At 46.5% G+C, this 13,636-nt stretch carries 16 protein-coding genes; 1 reads left to right on the forward strand and 15 read right to left on the reverse strand.

Annotated features, from left to right (window positions below; genetic code table 11):
* The first annotated feature begins 66 nt into the window (after positions 1 to 66).
* Positions 67 to 1,383, forward strand: coding sequence for an outer membrane protein transport protein (locus tag RJD38_RS01880; RefSeq protein ID WP_065430696.1), 1,317 nt, complete (start codon positions 67 to 69; stop codon positions 1,381 to 1,383).
* Between the two features lie 93 nt (positions 1,384 to 1,476).
* Here RJD38_RS01880 and RJD38_RS01885 read toward each other — a convergent pair whose 3' ends face one another.
* The 15 genes from RJD38_RS01885 to RJD38_RS01955 form a co-directional block, all read right to left on the reverse strand.
* A complete protein-coding gene (locus RJD38_RS01885; RefSeq protein ID WP_065430697.1) occupies positions 1,477 to 2,238 on the reverse strand; it encodes a VacJ family lipoprotein in 762 nt (253 codons plus the stop codon).
* A 62-nt stretch (positions 2,239 to 2,300) separates the two neighbouring features.
* Positions 2,301 to 3,521, reverse strand: a complete 1,221-nt coding sequence (gene ccmI / locus RJD38_RS01890; protein ID WP_065430698.1) for a c-type cytochrome biogenesis protein CcmI — start codon at positions 3,519 to 3,521, stop codon at positions 2,301 to 2,303.
* Complete coding sequence (locus tag RJD38_RS01895) at positions 3,521 to 4,000, reverse strand: cytochrome c-type biogenesis protein (RefSeq protein WP_065430699.1); 480 nt, start codon at positions 3,998 to 4,000, stop codon at positions 3,521 to 3,523. The genes ccmI and RJD38_RS01895 overlap by 1 nt, the downstream gene beginning before the upstream one ends.
* Positions 4,000 to 4,551 carry a DsbE family thiol:disulfide interchange protein gene (locus tag RJD38_RS01900; protein ID WP_005600232.1) on the reverse strand — a complete coding sequence of 184 codons (552 nt, stop codon included), beginning with the start codon at positions 4,549 to 4,551 and terminating at the stop codon, positions 4,000 to 4,002. The genes RJD38_RS01895 and RJD38_RS01900 overlap by 1 nt, the downstream gene beginning before the upstream one ends.
* Position 4,552: 1 nt before the next feature.
* Positions 4,553 to 6,511: a heme lyase CcmF/NrfE family subunit gene (locus RJD38_RS01905; protein WP_005600234.1), complete on the reverse strand. Its 1,959-nt coding sequence runs from the start codon at positions 6,509 to 6,511 to the stop codon at positions 4,553 to 4,555.
* Positions 6,508 to 6,993 (reverse strand): cytochrome c maturation protein CcmE, encoded by a 486-nt coding sequence (gene ccmE, locus RJD38_RS01910; RefSeq protein ID WP_065430700.1) that lies wholly within the window; start codon positions 6,991 to 6,993, stop codon positions 6,508 to 6,510. Before ccmE ends, RJD38_RS01905 begins: the two co-directional genes overlap by 4 nt.
* On the reverse strand, positions 6,990 to 7,196 hold the full coding sequence (gene ccmD, locus RJD38_RS01915; protein WP_005600237.1) for a heme exporter protein CcmD: 207 nt from the start codon (positions 7,194 to 7,196) through the stop codon (positions 6,990 to 6,992). Before ccmD ends, ccmE begins: the two co-directional genes overlap by 4 nt.
* 2 nt (positions 7,197 to 7,198) lie before the next feature.
* A complete protein-coding gene (locus RJD38_RS01920; protein ID WP_005600239.1) occupies positions 7,199 to 7,963 on the reverse strand; it encodes a heme ABC transporter permease in 765 nt (254 codons plus the stop codon).
* Between the two features lie 110 nt (positions 7,964 to 8,073).
* On the reverse strand, positions 8,074 to 8,730 hold the full coding sequence (ccmB, locus tag RJD38_RS01925; protein WP_009385015.1) for a heme exporter protein CcmB: 657 nt from the start codon (positions 8,728 to 8,730) through the stop codon (positions 8,074 to 8,076).
* A 14-nt stretch (positions 8,731 to 8,744) separates the two neighbouring features.
* Positions 8,745 to 9,365, reverse strand: a complete 621-nt coding sequence (gene ccmA / locus RJD38_RS01930; RefSeq protein ID WP_005600242.1) for a cytochrome c biogenesis heme-transporting ATPase CcmA — start codon at positions 9,363 to 9,365, stop codon at positions 8,745 to 8,747.
* Between the two features lie 216 nt (positions 9,366 to 9,581).
* On the reverse strand, positions 9,582 to 10,082 hold the full coding sequence (locus RJD38_RS01935) for a DUF2802 domain-containing protein (RefSeq protein ID WP_005600244.1): 501 nt from the start codon (positions 10,080 to 10,082) through the stop codon (positions 9,582 to 9,584).
* Complete coding sequence (locus tag RJD38_RS01940) at positions 10,082 to 10,576, reverse strand: chemotaxis protein CheW (RefSeq protein WP_005600246.1); 495 nt, start codon at positions 10,574 to 10,576, stop codon at positions 10,082 to 10,084. Before RJD38_RS01940 ends, RJD38_RS01935 begins: the two co-directional genes overlap by 1 nt.
* A gap of 36 nt (positions 10,577 to 10,612) precedes the next feature.
* Positions 10,613 to 11,725: a chemotaxis protein CheW gene (locus tag RJD38_RS01945; protein WP_367971389.1), complete on the reverse strand. Its 1,113-nt coding sequence runs from the start codon at positions 11,723 to 11,725 to the stop codon at positions 10,613 to 10,615.
* Positions 11,718 to 12,494: a ParA family protein gene (locus RJD38_RS01950; RefSeq protein WP_005600250.1), complete on the reverse strand. Its 777-nt coding sequence runs from the start codon at positions 12,492 to 12,494 to the stop codon at positions 11,718 to 11,720. Before RJD38_RS01950 ends, RJD38_RS01945 begins: the two co-directional genes overlap by 8 nt.
* Before the next feature lie 10 nt (positions 12,495 to 12,504).
* Positions 12,505 to 13,635, reverse strand: coding sequence for a protein-glutamate methylesterase/protein-glutamine glutaminase (locus RJD38_RS01955; RefSeq protein ID WP_065430702.1), 1,131 nt, complete (start codon positions 13,633 to 13,635; stop codon positions 12,505 to 12,507).
* Position 13,636: the final 1 nt, after the last annotated feature.

A 13,636-nucleotide genomic window follows, 5' to 3' on the forward strand; every position in this document is an offset into this window, starting at 1 on the left:
TTTAAAGCAAAAGCTCTAAAACTACCATCTTGCGACGAATCAACAACATATTCAGCGAACATAACAATGAAAACAAATAAGTCTCTTCTATCACTTGCGGTAGCATGTGGTCTAATGTCAGTGGCAACCACCGCAAACGCCGCAGGTTTCCAGCTAGCAGAATATTCAGCAACAGGTCTTGGCCGTGCATACGCAGGTGAAGCAGCAATGGCTGACAATGCAAGCTCACAATGGCGTAACCCTGCGTTGCTAATGCAACTAGAAGGCACTCAAGTTTCTGTTGGCGCAATCTATGTTGATCCAAATATTGATATCGAAGGTACTTCAACTCATCGTGGCAAGCCATATTCAGCCAGCTCTGATGACTTTGCTCATGATGCGGTGATTCCAAATTTCTATCTGTCACATAAGTACAACGACAAGTTTGCACTTGGCTTTGCGCTAGGCACCAACTACGGCATGGAAACTGACTTAGGTAAAGACTTTGCTGCAGCGAACCATGGCAACCAAGCCAGTGTTATTACCAAGGAAGCCAATCTAAATGCGGCCTACCAACTAACTCCAGCAGTCAGCATCGGTGGTGGTGTGCGCTATATCATCGCTGAAGGTAGCTTTGGTGCTGTAGTTTCTGAGCACGGTGAACTAATTATTCCAGGTCTTATCAACGCACAACCTGGTGATAACTTGAAGTATATGGAAGGCGATGACAAAGCATGGGGTTGGCAACTTGGCTCACTTTGGCAGATTAATGATGCAAACCAGATTGGTTTTACTTATAAGTCTGAAGTAAATCTGACTCTAACTGGTCATGCAGAAGGCTTAGGTTTTGATAAAGTTGCAGGAGCCGCAAAACAAGCCAGATATTCAGGCTCCATGGATCTTGCCTTACCTGCGACGGCTGAAATTGCCACTTACCACCAAGTATCAGAAAAAGTAGCAATTCATACCAGCATCAACTGGACCGATTGGAGTAGCTTCAAAACCCTAGAAGCGAACATTCCTGAATTTGGTGCCGAAAGCTCTCAGCTAATCAAACACGAAAACTGGGAAGACAACTACCGCTTTGCGATTGGTTCAACTTACCAATACAACAATAAGCTGCAACTTCGCACTGGTGTGGCGTACGATACATCAGCGGTAAGTGAAGAGCACCGCACAGCGACCATTCCAGAGACTGACCGTCTATGGCTAAGCATTGGTGCCGGTTACCAATGGTCTGAGCAACTGTCTCTTGATGCGGGTTTCACTTACATCATGGCTAAAGACGCTAAGATGCATGAAACAGATCCTGGCCTAGGTGCTGACGCATTTGGAGGTAGTTTTGAAGGCGAAGTAACTGGCAGCATCTGGCTAATCGGTGTGCAAGCGAACTACAAATTCTAATTTTCCGTAAACGCTTTAGATAGATAAAAAAAAGGCTTGGGATTCCCAAGCCTTTTTTGTTGCTGTTCAATTGAGTCACAAAGACAAAGCAAACTACAGATCGTCGAGATACTCGTCGAGGTAGGCCTCTTCGTCATGATCAACCTCTTGCTGCTGAGTTTCGATTTCTGCTTTGAAGTCTTGGTACTGAATATACACTTCACGCGTTAAGGCATATGGATCTGGTGAGTTTTCTAACATTGATTCTTGCGAAACAACCGCCGCACGACTTTCCATTCCTTCAAATGCCCATTTACCCAGCCCTGCCCAGAAATTAAGCAGCGACAAAGGCAAGTAGGCACTATCGGCAAAGTTAGCGGTTTCCCGCACGGTCCACGGGCCATAACCCGGCACCATCACGTAAGGGCCATTTCCCACCCCCCAATGACCAATCGCATCACTTAAAGCTTTCTCTTTATGGTTAGTGATACCGGCATCAGAGGCGATATCAATTAAGCCCAACAAACCAAAAGTGCTGTTTATCCAAAACCGGTTAAAGTGGTCGAGTGCTTTGCCGCCATTACCCATCAGCAAGTTGTTCACTACACTAGATGGCTCATCAAGGTTACTAAGAAAATTGGAAATACCTAGACGTACAGGACGAGGCGTGTAATTAACGTAAGTCAGTGAAACTGGGCGCACTATATAGGGGTCTAGATAATCGTAGTTCAATGCCCACATACTGCGGTTGAATCCTTCGATCGGGTCGCTCACATTAGACGCTGCTGCTTCTTGCTCTTCAGGGGCAGTCGCACACCCTGCTAGCAAAGCAACAGAAAGCAACGATGTCCATACCTTAGGCTTAAGGCTCTTCATTGATATTTTTTCCATAAAAAAGGCCGGTAAGTTACCGGCCTAAGTTTACGCATTAATCGCTATTATTGGTACTGTCGATCCACAATAACTGCTACCGATTCGCCCATTTTAGCCGACTGGCTCTCACCAAACCAATCGCCTTGAGAGGTGGCGACGTTGCCATCTTCATCAATTCGTACGCGAACCATGTAATCTTCGAGTTCAGACAGCTTACGCCCTTGCATCATGCTGTTACTATCATCGAGCACCACTGTGCGTGGGAATGAGCCAAGAGGATAACGGGCTGCTGCCACCGGCATTGGCGCACCATCAGCGGTGTGTACCGATACAATCAGTGACGCATCAGGGTTCGCTTTTACAGTCTCGGCCAAAGAAATCGCCACTGACACACTCGCTCCCGCAACGGCTTTATCACCCATCTGCTTTTTGGCATTGTCAATACTGCGATCCAGCATTTGGTAACGCTCATCTTGTGGGCCAATCATTTGCTGCATGATGCTCCAGTAACGAACCGCCGCGGCAAAGTCCTTACGCTCGTAAGCATCAAAGGCGAGCAATGAGAACACACGGACATCCATGTAATTCTTCTGCACCAATTTCCCTAAGATTGAACGCGCTTTATCTTGATCAACGTCGTCTTGCGACAGCATCAGTGCTTGAGCATAACCTAACATGACATCAGGGTTATCTGATTCAAGCTTATACGCTTTGTTCATTGCACCAATGGCAGTATCAACATCACGATTCGCCAGACCAATACGACCAAGCAGTAACCAACCGGTCGCATCTTTGGGTTGGTTGTGTAAACGGGTACGTAATGCGAGGGTTAAATCGCGCATTTCATCTTCGCTTAACGCAGCTCCTTCCGGTGACATCAGCTTTTTCGATAGCGCTGGCAAGTTATCGTTCACTTGTTGCCATTCCATCACATCATCAGCGGCGCCAAACTTAAAGTACAGGCCGTAAGACATAATCACTGTCAGCAACATCGATGGCACAATCACCAACCATGGGTTAATGCTACTTTCGACCTTAGTTTGCGCTTCGGTTGGAATATCATCCAGCAGCGACTGTTTAAGATCCGCGATCAGCTCTTGCTGATCGTCCATCAAACCTTCTTCCGCTTCAACTTCCAGTTCAGTCAGACGGTCTTTATACAGCGCTTTATTGAGTTCATCACGCAGCGCTTCGTCGGTATTCTCTTTGCGATTGATAAATGGCAACGCAATCAAAACACCACTCAACGCAACAAGAATGATTGATGCAATCCAAAATAATGTCATTACTGCTTGTCTCCATCATTCTCTTCATCGAGCAGAGCTTTTAATCGTTGCTCTTTGTTCTCATCCCATTTGTCATCAGCAACCTGAGGTTGCTTTGACTTGCGACTGCGTAGCACGATCACAGCAAAGCCAATCACCACTACCGACAGTGGACCTAACCACAAAATCGACGTCGCTAAGGTAAACGGTGGATTGTAGGTAACGAAGTTACCGTAACGAGCGATCATGTAATCGACGATCTCACCTTTTGACTTACCGTCTTTGGTCATTTCATACACTTTATGACGCAAGTCTTGCGCAAGTTCAGCATTAGAATCCGCAATGGTATTATTCTGACATTTAGGACAACGCAGCGTATTACCAAGGTCTTTGAACTGCTGTTCCTGCTCCAAGGTATCAAATTCGTACACTTCAATCGTCGCATGCGCGACCATTGAAAATGTCAGGGCGACAAATAACGCGATACACCATTTTTTCATTATTTTGCCTCCTCAACCAATTGTTGATACATCGGCTGCAAAGTCTCTTTCCAGTTGCGAGCATTCACATCACCGACATGGCGGTAGCGAATCACGCCGTTGGCATCAATCAGGAAAGTTTCAGGTGCGCCATACACGCCCAGATCAAGCCCCAACATACCATTGCCATCAAATAGACTGATCAAGTATGGGTTGCCCAAATCATTTAACCAGGTCACTGCTTTATCACGCTGATCTTTGTAGTTCAGACCAATAATCTTTACACCGTCACCCGCTAACTCGTTGAGGTAGTGGTGCTCGGCGTAACATGTTGGGCACCACGTTGCCCATACGTTCAATAGTAAAGGCTCACCTTTAAAGATGCTTTGGTCGTATAGCTTACCCGGCTCAGCCAAGTCTTCTAGGCGGAACTCAGGGACGTGTTTACCAACTAAAACCGATTCGAGTTTGGTTGGGTCATCCCCTTCTGAGTTACGCACTAACTGAGTGGTAAATACGGCCACTAGTGCTAAAAAAGCAAACAGTGGAATAAATAACAGTTTCTTGTTCATTTTATGCCTCCTGCTTTTTTGCTGGCTTGCGGAAACGGTAGCGTCGATCACTGATTGCGACACAACCACCAAGCGCCATAAACACTGAGCCTGCCCAAATCCAGTTTACAAATGGTTTATAGTACAAACGCACTGCCCATGATTTACCGTCATCCAAGCGGTCGCCTAAAGCCACATAAAGATCACGACTTACGCTGCGATCAATCGCCGCTTCTGTCATCATCGAACGTGCGGTTTTATAGAAACGTTTTTCCGCATGTAGCGTATTGATGTATTTACCATCTTGCGTCACTTCGAAGTCTGCAATATAGCCATCGTAGTTCGGGCCGTCATGATCACGCACACCAGAGAAATGGAAGTTGTAGCCTTTCAGCTGGAAATTATCTCCCGGCGATAGACGGACATCACGTTCAATACTGTGGGTCTGTACCATTGCGATACCAATAATGGTGACCGCAAGACCAATGTGACCCAACATCATCGCCCAATGGCTGCGTTGTAATTTGCGCACACCAACAACAAAGCTATGGCGGTGCGTTGCACGCTGGTGCAATTCAAAACCGTGCAGCAATACAATCCACATCGCCATCAACCAACCAAGGTAGGTCATGAAGACGAAGTAATCAGAGAACATCCAGTTGAACAGTGCAGCTAAGAGTACAGCACCGATACCGCTGATGATCATCGGTTTTGCTAGTGAGCTAAGATCGTCACGTTTCCAGCGGATCAGCGGACCGATACCCAATACAAACGAGAATGGGATCATTAGCCATGCAAACAACATATCAAAGAATGGTGCGCCGATAGAGACGGAACCAAGACCGAGCTGTTTATGCACCAACGGTAGAAGTGTACCGACTAACACCACCATCAAAGCAGCCATTAGTAGTACGTTGTTAGCTAACAGTGCGTTTTCACGTGAAGCCAGCTCAAAGTTACCACGAACACGAACCGCCGCGCCTTTAACAGCGAACAGTAGCAACGAACCACCAATCACAAACACCAAGAAGCCGAGAATGAACATACCACGTGATGGATCAGAGGCGAATGCATGTACTGATACAAGAATGCCCGAACGTACTAGGAAGGTGCCTAGCAAACTCAATGAGAACGCTGAAATCGCCAACAGTACCGTCCACGCTTTAAAGGTGCCGCGTTTTTCCGTTACCGCTAAAGAGTGCATCAATGCCGTACCCGCAAGCCATGGCATAAATGATGCGTTTTCTACTGGATCCCAGAACCACCAACCGCCCCAGCCAAGTTCGTAGTATGCCCACCATGAACCTAGTGAGATGCCCAATGTTAGGAATAGCCATGCTGCAGTCGTCCAAGGACGAGACCAACGTGCCCATGCCGTATCTAGGCGACCAGTCATTAGTGACGCAATTGCAAAAGAGAAAGCAACTGAGAAACCTACATAACCCATGTACAGCATCGGCGGGTGAATAATCAAACCCGGATCTTGCAACAATGGGTTAAGGTCGCGACCATCAACAGGGAAGAATGGCAGTGTGCGTAAGAACGGGTTCGAAGTTAGAATGATGAACAGTAAGAAGCCAACGCTAATCATCCCCATCACAGCCAGAACACGAGCCACTGACTCTTGCGGCATGCCACGGCTAAAAGTCGCTACCGCCACAGTCCAACCCGCTTGGATCAATACCCAGAGCAATAGTGAACCTTCGTGTGCGCCCCAAACCGCCGTTAAACGATAGTACCAAGGCAGCAAGGTATTTGAGTTACTCGCGACATACGTCAGTGTGAAATCATTGCTATAAAAAGCCCACAGTAAAATCGCAAATGAGAGCGACAATAGCAAGAACATTGCCCATGACAATGGACGAGCAGAGTTCATTAATAAGGTGTTATTACGCGATGCACCGACCAATGGCAGAATGCTTAGCAGCACTGCCATGGCAAGCGACAAAATCAGCGCAAAATGACCAATTTCAGCAATCATTGACCGCTTCCTTGTTTTTGTGATTCTGTGTATTTAAGCGGTTGGTGGGTTTTTTCCATCGCTTCAGCAATTTCTGGCGGCATGTATTCTTCATCATGCTTCGCCAACACTTCATGCGCTTCAATTGTCGTCGCATCGACTAACACGCCTTGCGCCACGATGCCCTGACCTTCGCGAAATAGATCCGGCAAGATACCGTCATACACAACCGTAACCATTGGACCAACATCATGCAAATCGAACGACACTCGTAATGAGTCCGGATCGCGTTTCACCGAACCAACAGCAACCATGCCGCCAATGCGTAAGCGCTGGCCAACAGTGGGTTTGCTACCGTCTGGTTTACCTTGTACCAATTCGGTTGGGGTATAAAACAGATCCATATTCTGGTTTAAAGCATAAAGCATTAGGCCCACGGTTGAACCAATGCCAAGAACGATGGCTAGAACAATAGCGAGCCGCTTTTTACGTCTTGGGTTCATAGAGTGTTCTCCAAATTCTTAGCTGCATCAATACGAGCCTGACGCTCGACTTTTGCCTGAACTTCATTAAGTAGGTTTGTGTGTCGACGAGCACTGCTGATCAGCAGAATAATCATCGACGCGAATGTGATACCAAACGCGCTCCATACGTAACCGGCATAGCCACCCATGGCAAGAAAATCACTAAAAGAGTCAAAATGCATGATTAGTTTCCTTGCTTGTCTGCGTGAGAAGATAAACGTGAGGACAATGCAACAACCCAAGGACGATGGCTCTCTTTACTGATGATCTCATTACGTAAACGGATCATAGTGACGGTGCCAAAGAAGAAAGCAAAGCCGGCAATATTGAGCAACAGTGGCCAAAGCATGTCGTTAGAAATCGATGGTTTGTCAAACTTGGTGATTGTTGCGCCTTGGTGCAGCGTATTCCACCACTCAACCGAGAAGTGAATGATGGGTAAATTGATTACCCCCACAATCGCCAAAATACCTGCGGCTTTCGCTGCAGTTTTTTGGTCATCAAACGCGTGGTAAAGTGCAATTACACCTAAATAGAGGAAAAGCAGAATCAATTCTGAAGTTAAGCGAGCATCCCATACCCACCATGCGCCCCACATTGGCTTACCCCAAATTGCACCGGTTAATAGTGCAATAAAAGTAAACAATGCGCCGATGGGAGCCATCGCGAGTGCCGCCATGTCAGACATGCGCACTTGCCAAACCAAACCGATGAAAGCAGCAATCGCCATAGACATATAAACGCCCATCGACCAAATTGCCGAAGGCACATGTATGTAGATAATCCTAAAACTGTCACCTTGCTGATAATCAGAAGGAGCAAACGCAAGCCCCCAGCCAGTACCTATCACTAGGCAAGACAAAGCTAGGACGGCAAACCATGGTAGTAACTTACCACACAGTCGGTAAGTCGCTTCAGGCTTAGCGTACGGATGAAGCCATTTCCACATCGTCATTCTCACTCTATTACTTCATTTTTCGACTAGGCATCATTTGCACCTAGCTATTAATAGTTTTGTAATTTATATACTGGGGAATTTTCGTGCTTGATCAAAAACAATTAATTTACACTTACACGCAATGCCGCACTAATCGCGAACGGTGTTAACGTTAATGCCCCCATAAACATTGCGCCTAATACCGCTAATTGGCCGTTGTAAGCCATTCCCAGTGATGCCGCATCAATCGCTGATGTCGCAAAAATCAACACTGGAATATACAAAGGCAAAATCAATAAACTGAGTAACACACCGCCTTTTTGCAGCCCGACGGTTAGTGCCACCCCAATCGCACCGATAAAACTCAATGTTGGCGTACCCACCAATAGGGTTAAGACGACCGCAAGCCAGGTATTAAAGTCGAGCGATAACAGAATGGCCAGCAGAGGACTGATCAAGATAAGAGGTAATCCGGTCAGCACCCAGTGCGCAATCACTTTTGAGATCACCATTAATGGCAAAGGCACTGGCATCAGCATCATTTGCTCAAGCGCACCATCTTGAAAATCGTCACGCAGCAATCGCTCTAATGACAACAACGCCGACAACAACGCCGCAACCCAAACAATGCCTGCGGCAATGCGCGCCAATAAGTTCGGCTCGGGGCCAATACTTAATGGGAACAAGGTGATCACTATGATGAAAAACCATAGTGGGTTAAACACGTCTGCTTGGCGACGAAACGCAATCAATAGCTCACGTCGAATAATTGAATTCATTATGCCTAGCACGGTTAACCACCCAACTTGATTTTTCGTAATTTTGGATTATCCGCAAACATATCTTGGTGTGTGGTTAACACCACTATGCCACCCTGCTCAGCATGTTTGAGAAACAGCGCTTCCAATACCTTCACACCTTGCTTATCGATCGCGGTCAACGGCTCATCTAAAATCCACAGTTTATGGTCACTCAACCATAAGCGAGCCAACGCAACACGACGTTGTTGCCCTGCCGATAGCTGTGCGACAGGAACGTCTTCGCGCCCAGCAAGACCCACCTTCACCAGCGCATTATAGATCGTCTCTTTATCGGCTGGTTTTTTACTATGGATCGAAATGTAAAATCTGAGATTTTCGTAAGCGGTTAGCTCACGTTTTATTCCCGTTTGATGGCCTAGAAACAGCAAATCTTGATGGTATGCATCTCGGTTTGATTCAATCGATTCATTGTTCCAGAAGATCTCACCGTCATCGCGATCACCTAACCCTGTCACAATTCGCAGCAAAGTGGTTTTACCGGTGCCGTTTCGACCCTCTATCTGAACGAGTTCGCCGCCCTCTATGGTAAAAGACAGAGATTCAAACAAAACTCTTTCATCACGAATCGCAGTTAATTGTTTTACTTCAAGCATGTGCTGCCACTAAAAGAATTGAAGTAGGTATCTTACCACAGCCACTTTTTGACAACATAGTGCTAGAGCTTTACGAATCACGAAACTAAGTAAGAAGTTATTAATATTTATCTATAATTTGACGCAACTGTCATTATTTAGTTACAACTATTCACGCATCATGCCTGCGGTATTTTTTACCAACAAAAAAGGATGCCTTATGGCATCCTTTTTATTTTATTTCATCTGCATCCGTCGGCGTTTCTGCAACGACTGGTCAGGCATCCCTTCAAGCGGTGGGATTTTTTCTCGACCTGACAATTTGTTTTGCAAAGACATCATCAACTCAGCCTCTGCTTTTGGCAGCTCGCATTCTTCTATCAACTCATTTAAATCGGCGCCAAGCTGAACCATCTTCGTCGCTCGTGAATACATGCGACCATCACCATCAGCTTGCTCTAATTCTTTAATTCGCTGTAAAAGATGTTGAATAATATCTTCTTGCTCACTCACTTTTTGGCCTAAACCAATCACCACTGAACGAACCTCTAAAAGCTGTTTATTGGCTTTTTGCAGTTCTCTTTCAAGATGACGCTGCTGTTGTCGGCTTTGCTCGGTCGCAAGTCGCTGGTTACGTTTCAATCGTAGTACACTAAATAGCAATACCAATAATATGAACGAGATCACTCCTGCTGCAATAGCAGGAGCTTGGTTAAACCAGCCAGTATCAATATTCATTACAGATGAGCCATCTCATCCCATTCTTCGTCAGAAAGCAGTTTATTCAGGTCAACTAGGATCAGTAGCTTACCTTCACGGTTGCTTACGCCTTGAATAAACTTAGAACTTTCATCCGTACCAACGCTTGGCGTGGTATCAATTTCAGAAGAACGTAGGTAAACCACTTCAGCTACGCTGTCGACTAAGATGCCGATAACTTGATGCTCGGATTCGATAACGATAATACGTGTATTATCCGTAATTTCGCCTTCCATCAAACCAAAGCGAGAACGTGTATCGATAACAGTCACCACGTTGCCACGAAGGTTGATGATACCTAGAACATAGTCTGGAGCACCTGGTACTGGAGCAATTTCCGTGTAACGTAGAACTTCACGTACTTGCATTACATTAATGCCGTACGTTTCTTCTTCTAGCTGAAACGTAACCCATTGAAGTACTTCGTCATTTAACTGATCTTTTCTTACTTCAAGTTCGCTAGTTTGAGACATACCTTAACCTCTCTAAGCCCTTATTGGCGTACTTATCTAATTGTCTAATGCTTTTACATCAAGTCCAGCATTTAGCATAGTGATCAATGCTTCAACATGGATCAAAGCGCACATTTTTTCTTTCACCATGCCAGCTAGCCATGGTCGTTTCCCTGCGGTTTCTCGCCAGCGAACCTTCTCAGTATTGAGAAGCTCTGTCCCCATTAACTGTGTCGAGGCTAAGCCCCAAAGACTCGCACCGAGCATCACAATGTACTTGTATTGTTCTTTATATTCATCATCGAGCAGCTTATCTGGCATCACCCATTTTGCCGTATCGACAACATCGAACTGAGCATCACGTGTTGACTGTAAGCCAAGATACCAAGCTGGACGACCAATCAGGTGACTCAACGTTGACAGCTGATGAATACCACCAAGTTCGTCAAGCGGAACAGCAAATGTGACGCCATTTACATCAAAATAGAGCACCTGAAAATCTTGCTCACGCTGGGTACTTTGCCAAGTGCCACTCAGTAAGCCACCCGCTTGGGTTTCAGGAATACTTTGAATGTCGGTCGTAAGCCCAGGTTCAGCTTCACTCATTGTTGGTTGAGAGAAAACCGTTTCTGCTACTCGCTTATCAGCAACGTCAAATGTTGCTGGTTCTAATTCAACCTCTTGAACCTCTTCATCATAAGGCTCAACATCCCACTCTTGAATTTCATCAACCAGTTGTTTAGCTTGAACTTCTTGCGCGATCTGGACGGTATTCTGATCCATCACCTGATCCAGCTCAAGCTCTTCAACAGGATTTGAGGCTTCGAGCTGTTTCAGCAACCGTTCAACATCTTCAAGGTTAGGGACTTCAATCTCTGCCGTCACCGGATGATAGAAGTAGGCCTCTTGCGCCGTTTGAATCATCGGCTCAAGTGTATAGTCATTGGGCTCTGGCTCTGGCTCTGGCTCTGGCTCTGGCTCTGGCTCTGGCTCTGGCTCTGGCTCTGGCTCTGGCTCTGGCTCTGGCTCTGGCTCTGGCTCTGGCTCTGCAAGCACTGTATCGTCTAAATCGGGCGTCACAAGTGCTTGTAACTCTTCGTCTTCAAAAAGCAGTGAAGTAAAGTAGTCGTCTAGCGCTTGCTCACTCGAAAGTAGTGTCTCTTCACTCATTAATTGCCAGCCTCTCTAGATGCAGCAGCAATTGTTTGTAAGCAAAGACACCTCGACTGCCGGAGGCAAAATGAGAAACCGGTAGATGCTTAATACTTGCATCTCTAAATTTGGTATCAATCGGCACTGCCGACGACCAAACTTGATTTGGATAATCTTTCTTTAACTGCTGCAACGTTTGCAATGATGCTCGCGTTCGCTTGTCATACATGGTTGGGATGATGGTGACTTTAAACGGTTTATTGCGCGACTTCTGCATAATAGCCAAGGTTCGCACCATGCGCTCTAGCCCTTTCATCGCCAAAAATTCTGTTTGTACTGGGATCAAAATACGATCACTAGCTGCCAAGGCATTGACCATCATGACACCCAAAATCGGCGGGCAATCAATCAACACATAGTCATAGTGATTCTTCACCGCTGCCAAAGCACGTTTCAGAATTAATCCCATACCACTGCGGTTGCCCATCACACGATCAAGGGTCGCCAAAGACATGTGCGCTGGAATAATATCGATACCTTGAATATCGCTATCCATCACCAGCGGCATCACACTATGTTCGGTAAACTCTTTTAGCTGAAACAGATCGAACAAGCTAGAAGGCACGTTATCAGAGTCATAACCCAAATAAGTTGTCAGCGAGCCATGTGGATCGGTATCCACGAGTAATACTCGCTTACCTTGTTTGCTTAACAAACCAGCCAACGTAATGGTGGTCGTAGTTTTACCCACCCCACCTTTCTGGTTTGCAATACTCCAAACGATCATTGCCTTACCTCTAAGCTAGGCCGACTTCGACCAGCATACGCTCTGCAATGCGGTCGAGCGGAAGATCTTCAGTAGAGATACCCGCTTTAGCCACTGCTTGAGGCATGCCGTACACAACACAGCTTTCTTCATCTTGTGCCCAAATGGTTGCACCCGCTGTTTTCAGCATACGCGCACCTTCACGGCCATCAGCACCCATACCCGTAAGAACCATCGATAGTACTTTATCGCCGTAGACTTTTGCCGCACTGCCAAATGTCACATCAACGCATGGCTTGTAGTTCATGCGCTCACCACCATCGATAATGCGCAATTTAGCACTACCCGGGCGGCCTTCAATCATCATCTGTTTGCCACCAGGAGCAAGGTAAGCCACACCCGGTCTTAGCGCATCTCCATCGGCAGCTTCTTTTACTTCAATCTTGCACAGCGAGTTCAAGCGGCTGGCAAAAGCGGCAGTAAATGTCGCAGGCATATGCTGGATCAGCACAATCGGATGCGGATAGTTCACTGGTAACTTGGTCAAAATTTTCTGCAAAGCCACTGGCCCACCTGTCGAGGTACCAATTGCGGTCAGTTGATATTTTTTACCACTCGCCTTAAATCTTGCAGCCGGTGACAACGGACGCGCAGCCGGAGCTGCCGTCGGAGCACTACGTAGAGATGACGTGGTCGTCGCTCGCGTCGCCGCAGTAGCAGCGGTCGCAACTGGACGTGGCGCAGCAGGACGACGCATAAAGTTGCGGCGTGCGGCGATTTGAATGACACGTTGTTGCAGTAAGCTCACCGCTTCATCACGGTTACGAGCAATATCTTCAAACTTTTTCGGTAAGAAATCGAGAGCGCCTGCATCCAGTGCATCTAACGTGGCTTTAGCGCCATCGTGAGTCAGTGATGAAAACATCAAAATTGGAATCGGATTAGATGCCATGATTTCACGGACGGCTGTGATACCGTCCATCACTGGCATTTCAATATCCATCGTAATAACGTCAGGTTTAAGCTGCAGCGCTTTCTCTACCGCTTCTTTTCCGTTAGTTGCAACGTCTAGAACCTCTAGACGTGCGTCGGAATTAATAATCTCACTGACTCTACGACGAAAGAAACTTGAATCGTCGACGACTAAAACTCTTATTGCCATG

The organism is Vibrio scophthalmi (genome assembly GCF_040869025.1).
Taxonomy (GTDB): domain Bacteria; phylum Pseudomonadota; class Gammaproteobacteria; order Enterobacterales; family Vibrionaceae; genus Vibrio; species Vibrio scophthalmi.

Coding starts and splice junctions, on each gene's coding strand:
- RJD38_RS01950 (WP_005600250.1), bottom strand. CDS start 12,494: ATGATCGTTTGGAGTATTGCAAACCAGAAAGGTGGGGTGGGTAAAACT.
- RJD38_RS01945 (WP_367971389.1), bottom strand. CDS start 11,725: ATGAGTGAAGAGACACTACTTTCGAGTGAGCAAGCGCTAGACGACTAC.
- RJD38_RS01905 (WP_005600234.1), bottom strand. CDS start 6,511: ATGATTGCTGAAATTGGTCATTTTGCGCTGATTTTGTCGCTTGCCATG.
- RJD38_RS01955 (WP_065430702.1), bottom strand. CDS start 13,635: ATGGCAATAAGAGTTTTAGTCGTCGACGATTCAAGTTTCTTTCGTCGT.
- RJD38_RS01920 (WP_005600239.1), bottom strand. CDS start 7,963: ATGTGGAAATGGCTTCATCCGTACGCTAAGCCTGAAGCGACTTACCGA.
- RJD38_RS01885 (WP_065430697.1), bottom strand. CDS start 2,238: ATGAAGAGCCTTAAGCCTAAGGTATGGACATCGTTGCTTTCTGTTGCT.
- RJD38_RS01940 (WP_005600246.1), bottom strand. CDS start 10,576: ATGTCTCAAACTAGCGAACTTGAAGTAAGAAAAGATCAGTTAAATGAC.
- ccmE (WP_065430700.1), bottom strand. CDS start 6,993: ATGAACCCAAGACGTAAAAAGCGGCTCGCTATTGTTCTAGCCATCGTT.
- ccmB (WP_009385015.1), bottom strand. CDS start 8,730: ATGAATTCAATTATTCGACGTGAGCTATTGATTGCGTTTCGTCGCCAA.
- RJD38_RS01900 (WP_005600232.1), bottom strand. CDS start 4,551: ATGAACAAGAAACTGTTATTTATTCCACTGTTTGCTTTTTTAGCACTA.
- RJD38_RS01935 (WP_005600244.1), bottom strand. CDS start 10,082: ATGAATATTGATACTGGCTGGTTTAACCAAGCTCCTGCTATTGCAGCA.
- RJD38_RS01880 (WP_065430696.1), top strand. CDS start 67: ATGAAAACAAATAAGTCTCTTCTATCACTTGCGGTAGCATGTGGTCTA.
- RJD38_RS01895 (WP_065430699.1), bottom strand. CDS start 4,000: ATGAAAAAATGGTGTATCGCGTTATTTGTCGCCCTGACATTTTCAATG.
- ccmI (WP_065430698.1), bottom strand. CDS start 3,521: ATGACATTATTTTGGATTGCATCAATCATTCTTGTTGCGTTGAGTGGT.
- ccmD (WP_005600237.1), bottom strand. CDS start 7,196: ATGCATTTTGACTCTTTTAGTGATTTTCTTGCCATGGGTGGCTATGCC.
- ccmA (WP_005600242.1), bottom strand. CDS start 9,365: ATGCTTGAAGTAAAACAATTAACTGCGATTCGTGATGAAAGAGTTTTG.